19 protein-coding genes and 1 other annotated feature are annotated in these 18,517 nt (G+C 31.5%); of the genes, 2 read left to right on the top strand and 17 right to left on the bottom strand.

Annotated elements, in window-relative coordinates; all coding sequences use genetic code 11:
• Positions 1–144 precede the first annotated feature (144 nt).
• The 16 genes from VK90_RS14480 to VK90_RS14405 all read right to left on the bottom strand — a co-directional run bounded on the left by VK90_RS14480 (position 145) and on the right by VK90_RS14405 (position 15,863).
• The gene (locus tag VK90_RS14480; RefSeq protein WP_025149091.1) at positions 145–951 is read right to left on the bottom strand and encodes a DegV family protein; all 807 of its coding nucleotides are present in this window, start codon (positions 949–951) and stop codon (positions 145–147) included.
• A 199-nt stretch (positions 952–1,150) separates the two neighbouring features.
• Positions 1,151–1,657, bottom strand: coding sequence for a DUF3189 family protein (locus VK90_RS14475; RefSeq protein WP_048373754.1), 507 nt, complete (start codon positions 1,655–1,657; stop codon positions 1,151–1,153).
• 79 nt (positions 1,658–1,736) lie between these two features.
• Positions 1,737–2,192 (bottom strand): DUF1453 family protein, encoded by a 456-nt coding sequence (locus tag VK90_RS14470; RefSeq protein ID WP_048373752.1) that lies wholly within the window; start codon positions 2,190–2,192, stop codon positions 1,737–1,739.
• Between the two features lie 270 nt (positions 2,193–2,462).
• The gene (locus tag VK90_RS14465; RefSeq protein ID WP_048373750.1) at positions 2,463–3,056 is read right to left on the bottom strand and encodes a GNAT family N-acetyltransferase; all 594 of its coding nucleotides are present in this window, start codon (positions 3,054–3,056) and stop codon (positions 2,463–2,465) included.
• Positions 3,057–3,060: 4 nt separating this feature from the next.
• Positions 3,061–4,086: a serine hydrolase domain-containing protein gene (locus tag VK90_RS14460; RefSeq protein WP_048373748.1), complete on the bottom strand. Its 1,026-nt coding sequence runs from the start codon at positions 4,084–4,086 to the stop codon at positions 3,061–3,063.
• Between the two features lie 109 nt (positions 4,087–4,195).
• Positions 4,196–5,434, bottom strand: a complete 1,239-nt coding sequence (locus VK90_RS14455) for an MFS transporter (protein WP_048373890.1) — start codon at positions 5,432–5,434, stop codon at positions 4,196–4,198.
• Positions 5,435–5,497: 63 nt separating this feature from the next.
• Positions 5,498–5,755: a binding site (T-box leader), on the bottom strand.
• 55 nt (positions 5,756–5,810) lie between these two features.
• A complete protein-coding gene (locus VK90_RS14450) occupies positions 5,811–6,632 on the bottom strand; it encodes an SDR family NAD(P)-dependent oxidoreductase (protein ID WP_048373746.1) in 822 nt (273 codons plus the stop codon).
• Positions 6,633–6,721: 89 nt separating this feature from the next.
• Positions 6,722–7,399: an SGNH/GDSL hydrolase family protein gene (locus tag VK90_RS14445; protein WP_048373744.1), complete on the bottom strand. Its 678-nt coding sequence runs from the start codon at positions 7,397–7,399 to the stop codon at positions 6,722–6,724.
• A gap of 50 nt (positions 7,400–7,449) precedes the next feature.
• Positions 7,450–8,046 (bottom strand): TetR family transcriptional regulator C-terminal domain-containing protein, encoded by a 597-nt coding sequence (locus VK90_RS14440; RefSeq protein WP_048373742.1) that lies wholly within the window; start codon positions 8,044–8,046, stop codon positions 7,450–7,452.
• Between the two features lie 189 nt (positions 8,047–8,235).
• Complete coding sequence (locus VK90_RS14435; protein ID WP_048373740.1) at positions 8,236–10,374, bottom strand: penicillin-binding protein; 2,139 nt, start codon at positions 10,372–10,374, stop codon at positions 8,236–8,238.
• A 224-nt stretch (positions 10,375–10,598) separates the two neighbouring features.
• The gene (locus VK90_RS14430) at positions 10,599–11,198 is read right to left on the bottom strand and encodes an undecaprenyl-diphosphatase (RefSeq protein WP_002172170.1); all 600 of its coding nucleotides are present in this window, start codon (positions 11,196–11,198) and stop codon (positions 10,599–10,601) included.
• 273 nt (positions 11,199–11,471) lie between these two features.
• The gene (locus VK90_RS14425; protein WP_048373738.1) at positions 11,472–12,461 is read right to left on the bottom strand and encodes a zinc-binding dehydrogenase; all 990 of its coding nucleotides are present in this window, start codon (positions 12,459–12,461) and stop codon (positions 11,472–11,474) included.
• Positions 12,462–12,609: 148 nt separating this feature from the next.
• On the bottom strand, positions 12,610–14,025 hold the full coding sequence (locus VK90_RS14420; RefSeq protein WP_048373735.1) for a HAMP domain-containing sensor histidine kinase: 1,416 nt from the start codon (positions 14,023–14,025) through the stop codon (positions 12,610–12,612).
• On the bottom strand, positions 14,022–14,696 hold the full coding sequence (locus tag VK90_RS14415) for a response regulator transcription factor (RefSeq protein WP_048373733.1): 675 nt from the start codon (positions 14,694–14,696) through the stop codon (positions 14,022–14,024). The genes VK90_RS14420 and VK90_RS14415 overlap by 4 nt, the downstream gene beginning before the upstream one ends.
• Positions 14,697–14,708: 12 nt before the next feature.
• Positions 14,709–15,239, bottom strand: coding sequence for a hypothetical protein (locus tag VK90_RS14410; RefSeq protein WP_002172174.1), 531 nt, complete (start codon positions 15,237–15,239; stop codon positions 14,709–14,711).
• A 105-nt stretch (positions 15,240–15,344) separates the two neighbouring features.
• Positions 15,345–15,863 (bottom strand): GrpB family protein, encoded by a 519-nt coding sequence (locus VK90_RS14405; protein WP_048373730.1) that lies wholly within the window; start codon positions 15,861–15,863, stop codon positions 15,345–15,347.
• A gap of 126 nt (positions 15,864–15,989) precedes the next feature.
• Between VK90_RS14405 and VK90_RS14400 the strand changes: the two genes are divergently transcribed.
• Both VK90_RS14400 and VK90_RS14395 read left to right on the top strand, forming a co-directional pair.
• Positions 15,990–16,871, top strand: coding sequence for a serine/threonine protein kinase (locus VK90_RS14400; protein ID WP_048373727.1), 882 nt, complete (start codon positions 15,990–15,992; stop codon positions 16,869–16,871).
• Between the two features lie 46 nt (positions 16,872–16,917).
• Positions 16,918–18,237, top strand: coding sequence for a sensor histidine kinase (locus VK90_RS14395; protein WP_048373725.1), 1,320 nt, complete (start codon positions 16,918–16,920; stop codon positions 18,235–18,237).
• A 100-nt stretch (positions 18,238–18,337) separates the two neighbouring features.
• On the opposite strand, the gene VK90_RS28705 is transcribed toward VK90_RS14395, so the two are convergent.
• Complete coding sequence (locus VK90_RS28705) at positions 18,338–18,436, bottom strand: YjcZ family sporulation protein (protein ID WP_000007808.1); 99 nt, start codon at positions 18,434–18,436, stop codon at positions 18,338–18,340.
• Positions 18,437–18,517 lie beyond the last annotated feature (81 nt).

Below are 18,517 nucleotides of genomic sequence, written 5' to 3'. Positions count from 1 at the left end.
ACCATTATAGTATTTTTTTATAAATACTTCTTTTTTTATAGTAGAAAATCCTTTTATCTATACATTATTATTTATGATACGGGGATGATGTAATGAAGGTTTTATATAATAAAAAAACCCGCGAATCATTCACGGGTTTTCTTTTTAATAACTAATTGCTATTGTACCTTCACCGGCATGAACAGCAAATGAAATTGGTAATGGATACAGTTTGAAATCCATTTCAGGGAATGCTTGTCTTATATCTGAAATCCATTCCTCAGCACCATCTTTATCATTAGCATGGAACATATGGAGTACTTTTGGTAGCTCTTTCTCAAGTTCATTTTTAATGTATTCTCTACACTTTTGGATTTTGCGCACTTTCTTTTCAAGTAAAAGTTCCCCACCTTTTACTTCCAATATTAAGTTGACACTTAATAAACTTCCAAGTAAAAATTGTACTCCTTTTACACGACCACTTGCATATAGACCTTTTAAACTCTTTGGAAATACATGAAAAGGCCTTCTTTTTTCATCTACTAATGTTTTGTGTATATCTTGTAAAGTCATACCATCATTGTATAACGATTTCGCTTTTCTAATTAGTTCATCCATTGGATAACTTGTTGTTTCACTATCTAATACAGTTAAATGGAAACCTGCCATTTCTGCAGCTAGCTTCATATTTTGATATGTTCCACTTACTTTTCCGCTAATAGCGACTGCGAATCCTTCTTCGTATTCTTCTTTACATTTCGTAAATAACTCTACCATTTCCCCAATGTTAGGTTGTGATGTAGTGACAGTTTTTCCTTCGTTTAACGCATTATAGACGCGTTCACGAACACCTTCTTCACAATCTTTGTACGGCACTCCATCAATAATAACTTCAATTGGGATAACAAAGTTATCTCCTTCTGTTGTAAAACTCGCAGTTGTACTATCAGTAATCCAAGCAACACGCTTCATGTTGTTCCTCCCTTAATTCTATTCCTCTTTTCTGACTTTTCTATATATTTATATTATAAAAAGAGAATATCCCTGTAATAGTAACAGGACTTTCTTATTTTTGCTATAGTAGATGAATATTAAATGTGAATATTTTTTGTCTATTTCACAAATAAAAAAGAAAATCAGGATATTTCCCCGATTTTCTTTTAATACTACATTATTTAAAGGTTTCATTATCTAAAATTACAACATAATCATTGGTCAATCGCCCAGCTTCTTTCGTATAACTAACAAGTCGTTGTATGTTATCACAGCAAATTTTCGCTCCCCATACGAGTAACGGTACACCGATAAAGTCGATGTGTAACCTTCTAGAAAACAGACCACCTAAAGTCATTGGTAAAGGCACTGTTGGTGATGTATTAGAAAAAATAATCTTTTCATGACTTTGATAATGTTTTTGCAGAATCTCTCCTAAATGCTTCATCGCAGGTACAACGACTTTTGATGCCCCGCATCCAATTGTATATACAGGATTCCCATATTCATCTTGTCCATGAAAAATAATTTTCCCCATATCTTCTGTTTTCAATTTATTAAAGTAATCCACATTTAAAATTTCTTCTTTCGTTAACTTCCGATCAGTTGGTAATTTATTTAGATGATAAGCTGCAGCGAGTGAAGTTGTATGTGTTCCACCGAAGTCTGTATAGATAAAAATCATAATATCATCCCTTATTATAAAAAGTTCAATGTTAATTAGTATCACCATTCAAAAGATTGTTAAACAAGGGATGAATTTTTTATACTTTTTGTGTTAATTCATTATATTTCTTCCAAATATAATATCGTCTACTAATAACAGTACCTAATGTGATACATAAAAAGGCATTCGTTACAATCATTAATGTATAGGGCGTACTGCCAGAAAACATGCTTTGCTTAATTACGATTTTCGCACCTAAAATAACAAGGAGAATAACTGTACTTAACAAATTTCCTTTTCGTAATACATGACCCGTTTCACTATCTAATCGAAATGTTAAAGCTTTGCCTCTTATAATTCCAAGGACCAATCCAATTCCAAGCATTGCAACGAAAAGAAGTCCTTGCAATAAAGTTACTTGCTCCATGTGAACAATGGATTGAATTGTTACATAACACAATAAAGCTGGAACGAGCCAAATACGATTAATTTTTATTTTACGTTCTTTCCCTTGCATTAAAACGATAATAAGAATAACAACGATAATATCCAATTAAATCCCCCCTATTTACTCACTTCCCTTTAAAAATTATATTTCCCTTTCTTTATTCCATACTTGAAATACAATAGCTACTTTGAATTGTAAAATATAGAATGTGATTTTTCATCAGTCTTAAGCATTATTTATAAAAGCAAAAAGACGTACTTTTTACTCGTACGTCTTTTAGTACCTTTATTCAAAACAAGTACATTTTTTATGAACTCGTTTAAACTTTTAGTTATTATAAATCAAAAAAAGGCTTTTAATTGATGACTTAGCTCATTAACTAAAATACTTCTCAAAGCAGATACAATCATGAACCCGTTTAAATTGTTTTCTTATTTCATCTTTATTTTCACCTGTATAATGAGCAAATGTATGAACTGGATATAACTGATTTATATTACTTTTCATAACATCTTTTATCTCGTCCGTATGATCGGAATATACGTGCAAATATGAATCTACATTTACAAAAGCGTTTTTTTCATACCATCCATGTACCCATAGATTGTCTCTAGTCCATGCTTCCAGTCGATTTAGCTTAAGTTCTTTTGCTAATTTTTCTGCTTCATTTAATAGACGATTAGCAATTCGCCTTCTGCGAAAATCGGGATGAACTGCAATATGCCAAATCATACCGCCAAGACCAGTTCCTCTTGAACATACAGTACGTTCTTCTAATTCGTATTCAATATCTATTAAACCCACTATTTGATCTTCATGTACAGCTACTAATTCAATAGCAGGATTTTCATATTTTTCTTTCTCTCTAAATACATTATCATAATATGCAGTATCTAAAAAAGATAACGCACGACAACGTACCCAGCCTATTTCATCGTCTTTTTTATATGCCCTAATCTTAATATCCATGTAATCAAAAAACTCCTTCTATTTCTGCCATTAATTTTTCAGGTCCTGCCCCTTTATTTGATGGAATAACTAATGTAATTCCTAAGTCTGGGTATACGGCCGAGCGAAAACTCACACCTGGATCATAACCCATTACATGATATTTAATAATGTTGTTTTGTTTTTTCTCAATCCATATTCCATAGCCGTAAGACTGACTATCGTTTACCAAAATGTGAGGAGTTAAAAGTAACTTCGTATATTCGCGGTTTAATATTTCATTGTTAAATAGAGCCTCCCAAAATTTCAACATGTCCGGTGCGGTAATGTAAGCCCCACCATCAGCACCGCCCTTTATAGGTATAGAGTATGTATTTGTTCTCCACTTTTCGTTATTTCCATCTTTTATATATCCAAGGGCTGTATGCGTTGGTAATTTATCTAAAGAAAAATAGCCGGAATCATTCATTCCAATTGGCATGAATATATTCTTTTTTATATATTCCGTAAATTCGAGTCCCGTCTGTTGTTCTATAATTAATCCAAGTATGATAAAACCGGCATTGTTGTAGTGAAACTTACTTCCTGGTGTAAACATCATAGTACTGTTTTGGAATAATGGTAAAAAGTCTCTTAAACCTTTTAAAAGATACATAGGCGTTTGTTTCCAAAGGTCCTCAAAGTTATCCATAATACTTTCATCAAAATAATCAGGAATACCAGAGCTATGTGTTAAAAGTTGATGTATTGTAATATCTTTATCGAAGTTTGGAAATTCAATATGTAAACAATCTTTTAATTTTGTATGAAAAGTAATTACACCTTTTTCAACAAGTTGACAGATGCCAATTGCAGTGAATAATTTACAACCTGAAGCAATGCCAAATCGTGTTTGTAGCGTATTATTTATTCGTTCACTTCGGTTAGCATATCCAAACGAACTTTCGTAGATAATGTCATTTTCTCTTTTAATTAAGACTACTCCAGAAAACTCTAATTCTTGGTACAGTTCTTTTACAATCCTCTCAACCGCATCATTTGTATTAATCATAACAACCACCCTCATATGCCAATAATGTTCTTCTACCTAATTATTGTTCAATATATAGATGGAAGAACCCTCTAATTACGTACCACTAATTGTAAAAAGGAAGAAAAAATTATTTCGAATCTATTGCTTCAGCTGAATATACCTTGAACCTTGAAGGTAATAAAGTAAACACACACAATATGATAGTAATAAGTAGCATTACTAATACACCTACAATGACTACAAGTTGTATAGAAATGAATTGAGTTGCAACGCCGAACAGTATCGTTATAAAAATGGTTATTGTCGCAATAACAAGCCCATATATACTTCCGATTCGTCCCATCATATGAACAGGGATGTTATTTTGATAAAATGTATAAAATCCTGTATTTGCATATGCCATAGAGAAAGATAAAATAAAGAATCCGATAGCAGCTATTAAAAACTCATTTGAAAAAGCATAGACTAAATAACCGATTGCGATAAATAACGAACCCACTCCTATAAGAAATGAAGGTGCTAATTTTCTTGACAAAATTGTATTAGTTATTGCGCCTAAAATAAATCCCGCCCCAGCGATACTAACTAGGAAGCCATACTCACTATCTGTTAACAATAAAACTTCTTTTGCAAACGATAGTTCAAGTGAATCAATAGCAGTAGCTAATACCATCATTCCCTGGAATAAGAAGTAAACACAAACGATATACATAGATTTTTTACTGAAATTTAAAACTATGTTCCAATCTTTCTTTAATACAGTTAGAGACAATTTATCACTGGATGTATTAGAATCGTATTTTTTATCAAGATTAGGTAAAAGTAATGTAATGAACCCCGATAACAGAAATGCTATAGCATTCATATATATTGCAAACTCTGGTGTGCCAGTTATTAATAATATCCCCGCCACTGCTGGACCAATTAGAAATGCACCAGATCCTATTAAACTACGTAATGAATTGAAACGCTGTCTTTGCTCTACTGGAATTAATTTCGTCATATACGTCATGGCAGTCGGTTCATAAATCGCACTGGCCATGCTTATAAAGAATACTAAGAGATAGACAATCCAAAGGGATGGAACCAAGGGTAAAATAGCGATAAATACTGCACGATATATATCGAGATAAACCATTAACTTCCGCTTATTTAAACGATCTATCATACTTCCTGACCAAGCGTTTGTAAATAAAGCGGCTAATGGTTTTATCACATATAAAGTAGCAACAGCTAAGGCTGAGCCTCCCATATTATAGACAAGTATATTCAGTGCTATTAAGTAAATCCATGCACCTAAATTCGCAATACCAACTCCAGACAGTAGTAATAAAGGGTATTTCCAATCTTTAAGCAATTTTTTCACTTTAGGTCCCCGCTTTCTAAATTGTTTTAAAACAAAAAAAATCCCACCCCCAAGACTTAAAGTCTTAGGGACGAGATTTATCATCGCGGTGCCACCCTAGTTTATTAATATGTCGCCATATCAACCTTATCAGGTACTGCATTGTTTTCATGCTTATACCTTATCTCTATAACGGGAGCTCCCGTCACACCACCCCCTCATAAAAGGTTCCGATGTGCTGCTCAGAGGCTTGGTTCAATAAAGAATTTTTACTCCTTTTCAGCTAAATGGAGCTCTCTGTGAAAAATTCATTTTATTTACTCTTCTCTTCACTGCATTTAATTTTTTCCATATTATCACAAGTTTATTTAACTGTAAATAAAAAATAATCAGATATTTAAAGTTGTGTCATTTTTGCTTTTCGTCCAATTCGGCATACGAAACGCATTAGTTTTTTATGAAAATAAGGAAATATAGTAAAAAATACGTCCATTGTTTTTTTAAACGGCATTGGACATATTACTAATTTATTTTTATGAATAGATTTCAGTGCAATTTCAGCAAACTTGTCAGCTGAAATTGGCTTATTTGTTTTTAGTTGTTTCATAATGTGATTCTTATTCATATTAATTGCAATTGATTTTTCAAAGATAGGTGTATCTACAAAAGTTGGACAAAGCACACTTACATTTACACCGTATTCTTCTGCCTCATAATGTAATGAAGTTGTTAACCCTACAATAGCATGCTTTGTTGTAGCGTAGGCAGCACAAAGTGGAGCTGGTCCTAGTCCTGTAGCAGATGCTGTATTAATGATATATCCAAATCCTTGTGTTTTCATATGCTTATAAGCTGCTTGCGTACCATAAATTACTCCTAATAAATTTATTTCAATTATTCGTTTCCAATCATTTAATGACATATCTAGTACTTCTCCGTACATAGCAATTCCTGCGTTATTAAACATATAATCAATTCTTCCAAATTCATTATATATATTATTTATCAGTTTTTCGACAGATTCAGCATTTGTAACATTTAAATTTTCAAACCTAGCATGCTGATTGTTATTTCTAATATAATTCACAACTTCTTGGCCAGCAGTTTCATTAATATCTGCAATAATTATAAATAGCCCCTTATTGGCTAATTGAATAGATAAAGATTTCCCAATTCCAGAAGCTCCGCCAGTGATAATCGCGACTTTTTGCTCATCCATATAAACATCTCCCGTTGTCAATATATTTAAAGTATACGGACGAAAGTAAGAAATTGAACAATCGTTCTAATTAACGTATCACAATTCACTTATTTCTTTATTAAATGAATTATTTTAGCATATTGATTAGCAACCAATGCGGCGCCTTTACTATTAAAATGCACTCCATCTAAAGTCAAATATAGATCTCTTTTTTGTGATACAAGATCTATTTTTTCTTGCTTTTTTAAGAATAAAGCTTCCCACATTATCTTTATGGGGTTAGTTGCTATATATTCAGAGGGATTATTATTTTCGAGTAATGATGCAAATTCTATATATAAATCAAGGTACAATACATTTTCATATTGTTTCGATAGTGTAAATATAGTGTTTCCTAATACCCTTATTTGTTTATTCCATTCACTATTTATATTTTCTCCAACAATCGTAGGCGATACTGCAACGACTATGTTGGAGTGACTCATAATTTTCTCGAGCAATAGCTTATAGTGTTCTTGGAATTCCACTTCATTTGATGTTATTGGATTTGCTTTTACCTTTAATAGTTTTGTATAAATATCATTTACACCAATCCATAAGAAAGAAATATCAAAATGATTTTTGGGTATTTGGGAGCTTACTCGATTTGTTAAACTTATAACCGTTTCGCCTGGTTTACCAAGATTGTATAACGTATCATTCGGAAATTCTTCATTTAATATGTTATAAAATGAAATACCTGGCCTTCCTTCTGTTAAGCTATCTCCATATAATCCTATTTTCATTTCACAGAACTCCCCTTCCATAAATAAATGGAATAAAAGATGTAAGAGTGTTAAACAGGTTTGTTTGAAATAGAAAGCAAAAAAATTGTAATCGCTTCTTCAAATAAGAGCTCTAATTTTTCAGTTTCAATTGAATAGATAAACTGGCATAATCCACCTAGCCATGCTCCTAATAAAAGACTTGAGTTTTCAATATTGTTTATGAAGAATTCACCACTTTTTATACCTTCATCTAAAATTTGTTGATATGCAGTTAAGGGGACAACAGCTAAACCATAAAGTTGCTGAACTGTAGAAGAGTTTGTGCTTGGATCCGAAGCAAGTTCTTGACCTGCTTTCAATAAAGGGGTTGTATAATTATATAGTACATAGTTAGCCATTCCATATAATTTTTCAGTAGCGTTCTTGTAATCTTTTTCTGCTGTTATCCACTTTTCGTGCCAGTTTCGCATACTGTTTTTAGCTAAATAAACAAATAAGTTTTCTTTATTTTTATAATGATAATATATATGCCCTTTGCTGTAGCCGGATGCTTTTGCGATGTCTTCAATCGAGGTCCTTGTATATCCTTTTAAAGAAAATAACTCTGTGGCTTTTTCAGCTATAATTTGTTTGGCTAATTCGCCATCATATCGTCTTTTAGTCACAGGTGGCTCCTTTCACCTTGTAATCCTTAAAATTGAACGACTGTTCTAATTTATATATATGAAAGGGTTTTTGTTTTAGCAACTGATAAATGTTTTATTTAATATTTTTTATAAAAAATACGGTGCGTGAAATTGCTTGTCACCTTATCAAAAATAGCCTATTATCTATAGGCTATTTCAAAATCCTTATTAATTTGTATTCGCTTCTGCTAATGGTTGTAACGGAGGCTCTAAGTCTAGCTTTAAAGTAGCCCCTTCTTGTAAATCTTGTCCTTTTTCAATACTTTGACTCGTCACATAGCCCGTACCTGTCGTTTTTAAATCTAATTTAAATAATTTTGATAAATACATAACATCACGCATTGACCAACCTTTTAAGTTAGGCATTTTCACATTATTTCCTACTAGAAATATACGATCTCCTTCACTTATCACCTCATCAGCCTGTGGATATTGTTTTATTATCTTCCCTTCTCCTAATAATACTGGCTGAAGTTTCTCTTTTTCTGCAATATTTTTTACTTTATCCATCGATTGGTTCACATAATTTTGTGCTTTTATTTGAGATTGCTTCGTTGCATCTGCCATTTGTTTTTCTGTATATGGTTTCACCTTTAAATATTCTAAACTATTTTTCATAACTGGTTTAAAAATTTCAGCAAGAGGCTGAGCGCCGTACTCATCCCCCTTTAAATTCGGTTGCTTAATGGCTAAATATACGACTAATTGTGGATCATCAATCGGAGCCATTCCTAGAAATGAAAAAATGTAATTTTCCTTTCCTTCCATATATCGTCCATTTTCAGGATTTGGAATTTGTGCTGTTCCTGTTTTACCACCAATCGGATAACCATCAACTTTATACATCGTTCCCGTTCCTTTTGATGAAGTTATTACACGCTCCATTAAGTTCCTTACCTTATCTGCAGTTTCTTTTTTAATCGGATTCCCTATTTCTTTAGGTTGATTTTCCATAATAACTTGATTGTTTGTTGGATTTACAACTTTATCAACAATAAATGGCTTCATCATTTTCCCGTCATTCGCTATTGCTGTAGCAGCTTGCACTAATTGAATAGGAGTTACAGTTGAACCTTGACCGAAAGAAGTAGTAACTTGTTGAATCTGTGTGTTTAACAATAATGTATTTTTACTTTCTCCAGGTAGATCTATGCCTGTTTTTTGATTGAATCCAAATTTATTCATATACTTCTTAAAGTTGTTTGGCTTCAATAACTGATCTTCTAAAATAGAAAAGCCGACATTTGATGATCGTTCAAACCCTTCATCAAATGTAATAGAACCCCATCCATAACCACCATTATGGTCTTTAATCTCTGCTGAACCAACTGCGTATTTTCCTGATTGGAAATATTCTCTCCCGTTATATACACCTTCATTAATTGCTGCAGCTAATGTAAAAACTTTCATTGTAGACCCTGGTTCGTATGCGTTTGCAATTGGATCATTTAAAAAATATTCAATGTCTCCTTTGTTAGGATTATAACTAGGCTTACTAGACATGGCTAAAATCTTACCTGTTTTTGGATCCGCAATAATACCTACTAACATAGAAGGATCATAGTGTTGCTGTGCTTTATTCATCGCTTCTTCTAAAAAACTAGCAATTTGTTTATCTAATGTGAGATATACGTTATGCCCATTTTTAGCAGGTTCTATTTTTTCTATATCATTTGTAAGCGGAATTCCTTTTCGAGTGCCTACATATGAAATATTTCCATTTGTAGAGCGCAAATATTTATCTAAACTTTTTTCAAGACCAAATTTCCCTTCTGCATTGCCTTTATCATCTGGTCTTGCAAAACCTAGTATATAAGAAGCGAAATCTTCATTTGGATATACTCTGGCTTTTTCAGTTTTAAAAGATACACCTGGTATTTTTAAATCTTTAATTGTTTCCTTCACATTTCTAGATAAATTCCGACCAATTTTACCAATTTCAACTTGTGTACGTCCTTCATGGAAGTTTTTCATGATTTCCTCTTTATCAACTTCAAGCGCATCTGCTAAACGTTGAGCAGTGTCTTCTTTATCTTTTAATTTATCTTTTCCCTTTAAATTTACAACGATGCGATATGTTGTTGAATCTTGAACTAATACTTTCCCATTTTGGTCATAAATTGTACCACGATTTGCTTCCAGAACTCCATTTTTGTTATGTTGTTCATTCGCAAGATCCTTTACATTAACATTATGCACGACTCCTACAGCTTGAATATAAAATATACGTAAAAGCATAGTAAGAAACAAAACAATAAAAGCAATCATCATATATCGAGCGCCTTTATTCGTTTGAAGTTTATGCATACTTATCTCCTTTCCTTTACAATTTATTAATGCAAATATGCGCTTTTTTATTTTAGATACTATATTTTTCGAAGTTTTTTTAGTGAATTCCTCTAAAACGATAAGAAAACAATCTATGTTGCCAATTGTTTCTTATCGTTTTATGTTTTTACATATTAAATACGGTAAGTGAAATTTTAGAATCTTCAAATAAAAAGAACCTACTTTTTTGTAGGTTCTTAAGTTTACGATATGTGGTTATATTTCGCTAAAAAAGGAACTCGTTTTGCTACTAGTGCATACATTTTGAAAATAAAGTTTGCTAACGGTTCAAATATACGTGTACTTTGCATTACTAATCCGCTTGTAATAAATGTTAAGAACGCAGCACCAAGTATATCTAGAGGATAATGAACACCTACGTACATGCGTGATACACCGACTAATATTGCCCATATAAGCGCGATATATTTAAGTTTTTCTCCTCTAAGAATAAATGCGAAAGCAATCGAAAATACAAGTACGGAATGATCACTTACAAATGATGAATCTGCTGCATGCGGTACTAATTGATTTACATGATGTGTAATAAAAGGACGCGGATGATAATATACCGCATGTATAAGAACATTTACTAATAATGCAATACTAACTGAAAGTGTCGTATATAACACTGTATATTGTTTTCTAATTGCATTCTCTTTCTTTCCATTATTGAACCATAGGATAAGCATAAATAAAATAGCTACATATGGAACACTATTTGTAATAGCGATCATTAGCGTATCTAATAGCTTGGATGATCCAGCAAAATTATTAATCCATTGAAATACTGTGTAATTCATATTACTCTCTCCTTATTCTTTCTCATTGTACTTTAAATAAAGATACAAGTGTTCTTGACTTACACAGTATACAACATTAATATGAAAATGGGCTTAAACTTTTCTCATCTAATTCTCATTTTGCTACTATTAATTTGACAATCGTGTAACTATTTACACGTGCTAAATCTGTATAAAAGTTGTAAAACATTTAAAATAGTATGGTAAACACTCTATGTATGAAAATAATACTTAACATGTTCATTTAAATATACTCGCTACGAAATCATATTTTCATTTCATACGAAGGGCTATATTACCGAATTGTTCTCCTTGCTGCATTCGATTTAAAGCTTGAATTGCTTCTTCTAATGGATATACTTTATCAATGATTGGTTTAATATTATGTTCCTCTATAAAATGAATCATCTCATTAAATTCCTCACTACTTCCCATTGATGTTCCCATAATATCGATTTGATTATAAAATAATGCTCGTAAAGGTAATTCAATTTTATCTCCTGAACTTGCACCAAAATTAACGATTCTTCCATTTGGTTTTAATATATCAAAATATTTTAAGAAAGTTGCTGGCCCTATACTATCTATAATTAAATCTACTTTTTCGCCATGTAAGCACTCTTCCCAATTACCAGAACTATTAAAAGAAAAGTCTGCTCCATATTTTTCTGCAGCCTTTCTTTTGCTCTCTATCCTTGAAGTAACACTCACCTTTGCTCCGATTGCTTTAGCAAATAACATAGCATAAGTAGCTACACCACCGCCAATTCCCGGAATTAGAACATGTTCTTCGGATTTCAATCTACCTTTTGTGAAAAGCGCTCTATATGCAGTTAATGCCGATAAAGATAACACACCCGATTCTTCCCACGAAAGATAGGATGGCTTTTTCACTACATTTTCAGCTGGCAGAATAACATATTCGGCAAACGTTCCATCTGCTGGTCCACCTAATACTTCAGGTAACTCTGGTATTTCATGAGTATTATTCCATCCAATACTAGGATTTATAATAACCTCTGTATGTAGTGTGATATTTGAAACACCTTCTCCTAATTCCGTAACAATACCTGCACCATCTGATCCTAAAATTAAAGGTGATTTCATTTCTCTTCTATTATTTATTATAAATAAATCACGATGATTTAAACCTGCTGCTTTTAATTTCACTTTAACTTCCCCAACATTAGGAGTTATCTCAGATGATAATTTATATTCTAAACCTTTTAATCCTTTTTTATGTTGATGTACAATAGCTTTCATTCATTATTCCCCCTTAATACTTTCAATGTACTAGAAATATCGAAATAAATAAAATAATTTGATTAATAAGCATCAAAAAAGGAGGAAATACAAAATGTATTCCTCCTTTTAAAGAGTTTTTTCAAAAAGAATTTTCTACCTTTAACTATTAATGAGTAGCATAAGGAAATGTAATCGTAACAATTGTTCCTTCGTTTTCTTTACTCTCTAATTGAATAGCTCCGTTATATTTTTCTACAAGCCTTTTTGCTATAGATAGACCCAGACCATTTCCACCCTGTTTTCGACTTCTCGCTTTATCGACTCTATAAAAACGATTAAGAACAAATGGTAAATCCCCTTCAGGTATTCCCGCTCCATGATCTATTATGCGAATTTTAACTTTTCCCGATTGTATACTTGATTCAATGCAAATATACTTATTAACTTCTTTTGCATATTTCACTGCATTATCCATTACAATAATAATAACTTGCTCTAAGTAAGATGATGGCATTGAAATATATGCTTCCTCTGCATCCAATTTCATATCAAATTGAAAGTCAGTTTGAAGTACTGCAAAGTTTTGTGTAACTTGTTTTAATACGCTATTAACATGGACTTGTTCGACTGCTATTGGATGCATCTGTTCTGATTCAGCTCTTGATAGCTCTAGCAATTCTGAAACTAATTTATTTAATCGATCTACTTCTTTTAGACTGGATTGAAGAGATTTATCCAATACTGCTGGATCATTTTTCCCCCATCGATTCAGCATTGATAAGTGCCCTTGAATAATTGTTAATGGTGTTCGTAATTCATGCGATGCGTCTTCTACAAACTGTTTTTGCTGTGTAAAAGAAGTTTCTACCTCATCCATCATTTCATTAAAAAGAATCGATAATTTTGCGAGTTCATCATTATTTTCTCGTACTGGAACTCTTTCATTTAGTCCGTTTTTCTTAATGCGCTTCATCGTATCCGTTATGTTTTGGACACTTGATAAAAGCTTTTTCGTTATAAGTATCCCGCCTAAAAAACTAAGCACTAATCCACATATCCCTGCGATAACCATTACCACTAAAATTATTTTTAATAAATGATCAAATGTCTCTAAGTTTTTCGCAAGTTCAATAGTTCCTGTAAATTCTTTTGTTTGAATTGGTATTCGTTCAATTAAAATTCGATCTTCTATCTGTCTTTTTATAAATGATTCATCTTGTGAAACCATTTTTGGTTCTATCCACGCTTCATTAAAATCTCGCGAAACAGTAACAATGGATTTTCCATCATTTCCTATAATACGAATCATTTGATGTTTATCAATCATATTGTTAAGAAATTCTTTACTATTTTCAAATGTTTTGCTCGAGAGTGTATCATTTTTATCTTGAAAATATGCTGCTATTTCTGTCACTTGTCTGTTTATTTGTTTCTGTTCATAATCTATAGTCCACTTATTAATTACAATGAATTGTAACGCGCTATACAAAATAAACAATATGAATACAAGTGTAGTGGACCAAAGTGTTAATTTCCACTTTATAGGTAAATTTCGAATTCGGTACATAATGTTTTTTATCATTTCATTATATATCCAGCACCGCGAACTGTTTGGATATATTCCTCCTTATCTACACTATGTAACTTATTCCGTAAATAACGAACATATACATCAACGATATTTGTCTCAACCATTGCATCATATCCCCATACTTGGTCAAGTAAAATATCACGGGTAAGAACTCGATTAATATTTTTCATAAACATAAGCAGTAGCTCGAATTCTTTATTTGTAAGTTCGATTTCTTCATTTCCTTTAGTTATAGTTCGAGATTCAATTTGAAGCTGTAAGTCTTTAAACGTAAGAGAAGATGTGTGCTTATGCTCTATATTTTCTTCTCTTCTAAATATAACTCTCATACGTGCTAAAAGTTCTTCAATCGCAAACGGTTTTGGAAGATAATCATCAGCTCCACTATCTAACCCTGTCACACGGTCCATAATACTATCACGAGCAGTCAACATAATAATAGGTGTATTTTTAGTTGCTCTTAGTCGACGACATACTTCCAGTCCATTTAATCCTGGTAACATTAAATCAAGTAAAATGAGATCATAACTATTTTCAAGTGCTACTTCTAATCCCTTTCTTCCATCAAGTTGTATATCTACTTTATATCCTTCGTACTTTAATTCTAATTCTAAAAACTCTGCTAAGCTTTCCTCATCTTCAATAATTAATATATATTGCAACGATACTTCCTCCTATACGATTAAATGAATAAGCAATCCTATTCCGAATATAACCGCAATGAATTGATGTACTTTTCGATACATCTTCAATTTTGTTTTCTGATTAGATTTCTGTAAAACAAATCCTGCAATCCCTAATGCTATTAAGGCTAATAGAGAAAATATACCACTGTATATTAGTATAATATGACGACTTCCTTTTATTAAAAAGTAAATACCGTGAGTAGTCGCAACAGCTATTACAGCGTATCCAATTAATACGTGAAACTGTTTTATAAAAAGATATAGCTCTTTAATTATTTTAAATCCGTGCATATTTTTCTTCTTTAAAAATAACCATATTTGACGTAACAACCATAATGATGCAGCTAGAATTGCCCCATATTCACCGAAAGAACCTAATTTCTTATTTAATCCTTTTACATTTAATACATTCCCGTACAAAACATTAATAAATAGCAATGCTACACTGCAAATAATAATAGTAATACCTATTATTTTAACATACATATGAACATATTTATTTCTTAGTATCTTTTCCATTTTTTATCCCCTTACTTATAAAGGCTTTGTAACAAGCAGTGTATCAAATAAAAAAGAAAGTAACATGAGAGAAAGATTAAAATAAAATGAGAATTTCAAAACGACTTAAATTTTGTATAGATCCCTTTTAGCTAAAATTATTATTTTTTGAATAAACGGGGCTTTTTCATTTGTATAAGCAACTCGATCGAAAGGATATGTAGTAGCAAGTCTTTCTTTTAAACCTCTATATTCTTTTCGTGCCCATTCATGCTTTATGAGAAAATCTCGAAATAAAAGGTTGTTCTTCCATTCTTCACTATTATAAATATAAACATGTAAATGGTGGGTACCAGCTCTCCATTTCCCTTTTCTAAAAAAACGCCAATTAGAGTTTTTTTTAGGAACATATTCATATCCAATTTCCGCAAGGCTTTCAGTCCAATTTTCAGTAATTTGTAAGTTTGTTACGCCAATCATCATATCAATAAGAGGTTTAGCTCCTAATCCTTCTACCGCTGTACTTCCTATATGTTCCATTGTTATCACTTCTTTATTTAATAAAGACGTAATTTTATTTTTTTCATTTAAAAACTCTTTATGCCAATGATGTTGGTACGGTTTAATTATGATTTTTTCATCCATTTTCTTTCCTCCTTATAACTGTACATCATTATATTTATAAAATTTCACGTTAATAACATAGGGATTTCACAAAATATGTCGAATACTGCAATATACAATTTAATTATATTTAATCCGAGGTGAATAATGAAAGATATTCCAGTTGAAATTCAGTTAAATAATATAACATTCCAATTAAAAGAGCATCATAATTTTGATTGGCTTATGAAATTAGGAAAAGTATTTGTAGCTTTTGATCAACAAGATTCGGGTAATATTTGCTTTGGGGTTGAAAAGAATGGTCAAAAGAAATTTATTAAATATGCAGGGGCACAAACAATAGCATATAAAGGGTCTACAGATGCAGCGATAATAAGATTAAAAAATTCAGTTATTCTTTACAATGAATTAAAGCACAATTCACTTATAAACTTAATTGGACACTTTCCAGTACAACATGGATATGTTTTAATTTTTGAGTGGTTTGATGGTGAATGTCTTCATCCGCACTGGAGTTTCCCACCCCCGGCGAAATATAAAGATTCTAACTCACCATTTTATAAATATAAGAAATTATCCGTTAAGGACCGACTTATTTCATTACATTCTATTTTTTCTTTTCATGCTTATGTAGAGCATAAAAACTATGTAGCTATTGATTTTTATGATGGTAGTATTTTGTATAACTTTAAAACAAATGAAACAAAAATTTGCGAAATTGATTTATACAGCAAAAAACCTTACATAAATACAATGGGGCGATTATGGGGATCATCACGCTTTATGTCCCCTGAAGAATTTCAGCTTAACGCAATAATAGATGGAAAAACGAATGTATTTAATATGGGTGCAATGGCTTTCACACTTTTAGGTGGCGGACAAGATCGTTCCTTTATAAAATGGGAAGCTAGTAAAGGTTTATTTGAAATAGCTTATCGTGCTGTAAATGAAAATCGAAGCGAACGCTATGCGTCAGTTGAAGAATTTTATAATGCATGGTTAGAAGTACATACTACTCAGAAGCTATAAAAAATTTATATATTTATTAGACATATGTAAAACTATTACTTTTATAATGTATAATACATATGGAATTGAAATTCAGGATAACGGGGCATGTATTATGAACTTTATTTACATAAATCAAAATGTTTTAAATAATCTTCTTTATATTTTAAGTAGTATATTTGTTTTTTATTTCGTTTATGATAGTGGGCTCTTTGGGAAAAAATACAAAAAACTACTTATTATTCTTTGTACGAGCATCCCACTTATTTTATGTATGCGATATCCTATCTATATGGATGAAAATTGCATTCACGATTTAAGACAAATACCCTTTTTAATAGGAACACTTTATGGTGGGTTTCCTGTCGGTATTATATTACTCATTATTTTATTAATAACACGTTTTATGTTTTATGGTTTTAGTCTATTAACAATTATTGTTTATGGAACAATATTTATTATTACAGCATTCGCATCAGCTAAATTTAATACATACAATAGAAAAATTAAAGTAGCTTCGTCTATGTTTTTAACTTTTTTCCTTGCAATATTTACAACTGTTATTGTTTTAACTTTATCAGATTTTGAAGTTAATAATTTATATATTATTTATTTTATTCTATTACCAACTACATTAATGTTATTTGTTGTCTATTTTAATGAAGTTTTAAAAGATGCGGTAATCATGCGATCAAAGTTAATTAAAATTGAAAAAATGGAGATTGTCAGCCAACTCGCTGCTAGTATTTCACATGAAGTAAGGAATCCTTTGACTGTCGTAAAAGGATTTACTCAACTTTTAAAAATACCCAATTTAACCCCAGAGTCCAGGAATGAATATATTGAACATATACTTGAAGAGTTAAATCGAGCACAAATAATTATTGATGATTACTTAACTTTTGCTAAGCCAGCATCAGAGAAACTAGACCGTATCTCTGTGGAGCACGAGTTACATCGAGTAATTAATATGATATTGCCTTTATGTAATATGAACACTATTAATATTACAAAAGAGTTCTCCGGGGGGACAATTATTGGTAATACACAGCACTTCCACCAATGTTTTTTAAACTTAATTAAAAACAGTATTGAAGCAATGCCTAGTGGCGGTGATCTAATTATTTCTGCAACTGCTAGTAATAATAAAGTCATAATAAGGATTCAAGATAGTGGAATTGGAATGTCGCAAGAGCAAATAAATCGATTTGGCGAACCATATTTTAGTACAAAAACGAAAGGTACTGGTTTAGGTACGATGGTTGCTGTTAAAATTATCGAAACAATGCAAGGTACTTTAAAAATCCGAAGTATTGTTAATAAAGGAACGGCTCTAACTATTACATTCCCAAAATATAGTGATGAGAGTATTCCATATAATAAATAAAAAAGGAGCCATTATGCTCCTTTTTTATTTCGATACAACAAGTATCTGCTATGTTTTTTTAAGTTTACATTTTGTGAAGACTAATTAGAAATTAGTACCCTTAGCTCCAACAGCTACATCCAACAATAATTAATAAAATAAATAACACAACTAATAAAGCGAAACCTCCACCAAAACCACAAGAACCACCGAAGCTCATATTTTCTCCTCCTTTTGGTTTGAAAACTAATAGGTAGTTGATCATTTTTAACTGGTTCGTATTATACAGTATGTGTATATC

Origin of the sequence: Bacillus sp. LK2 (genome assembly GCF_001043575.1) — a bacterium.
Lineage (GTDB): Bacteria > Bacillota > Bacilli > Bacillales > Bacillaceae_G > Bacillus_A > Bacillus_A paramycoides.
Note: the sequence above shows the minus strand (reverse complement) of the source record. Positions and strands in the feature narration are given on the sequence as shown.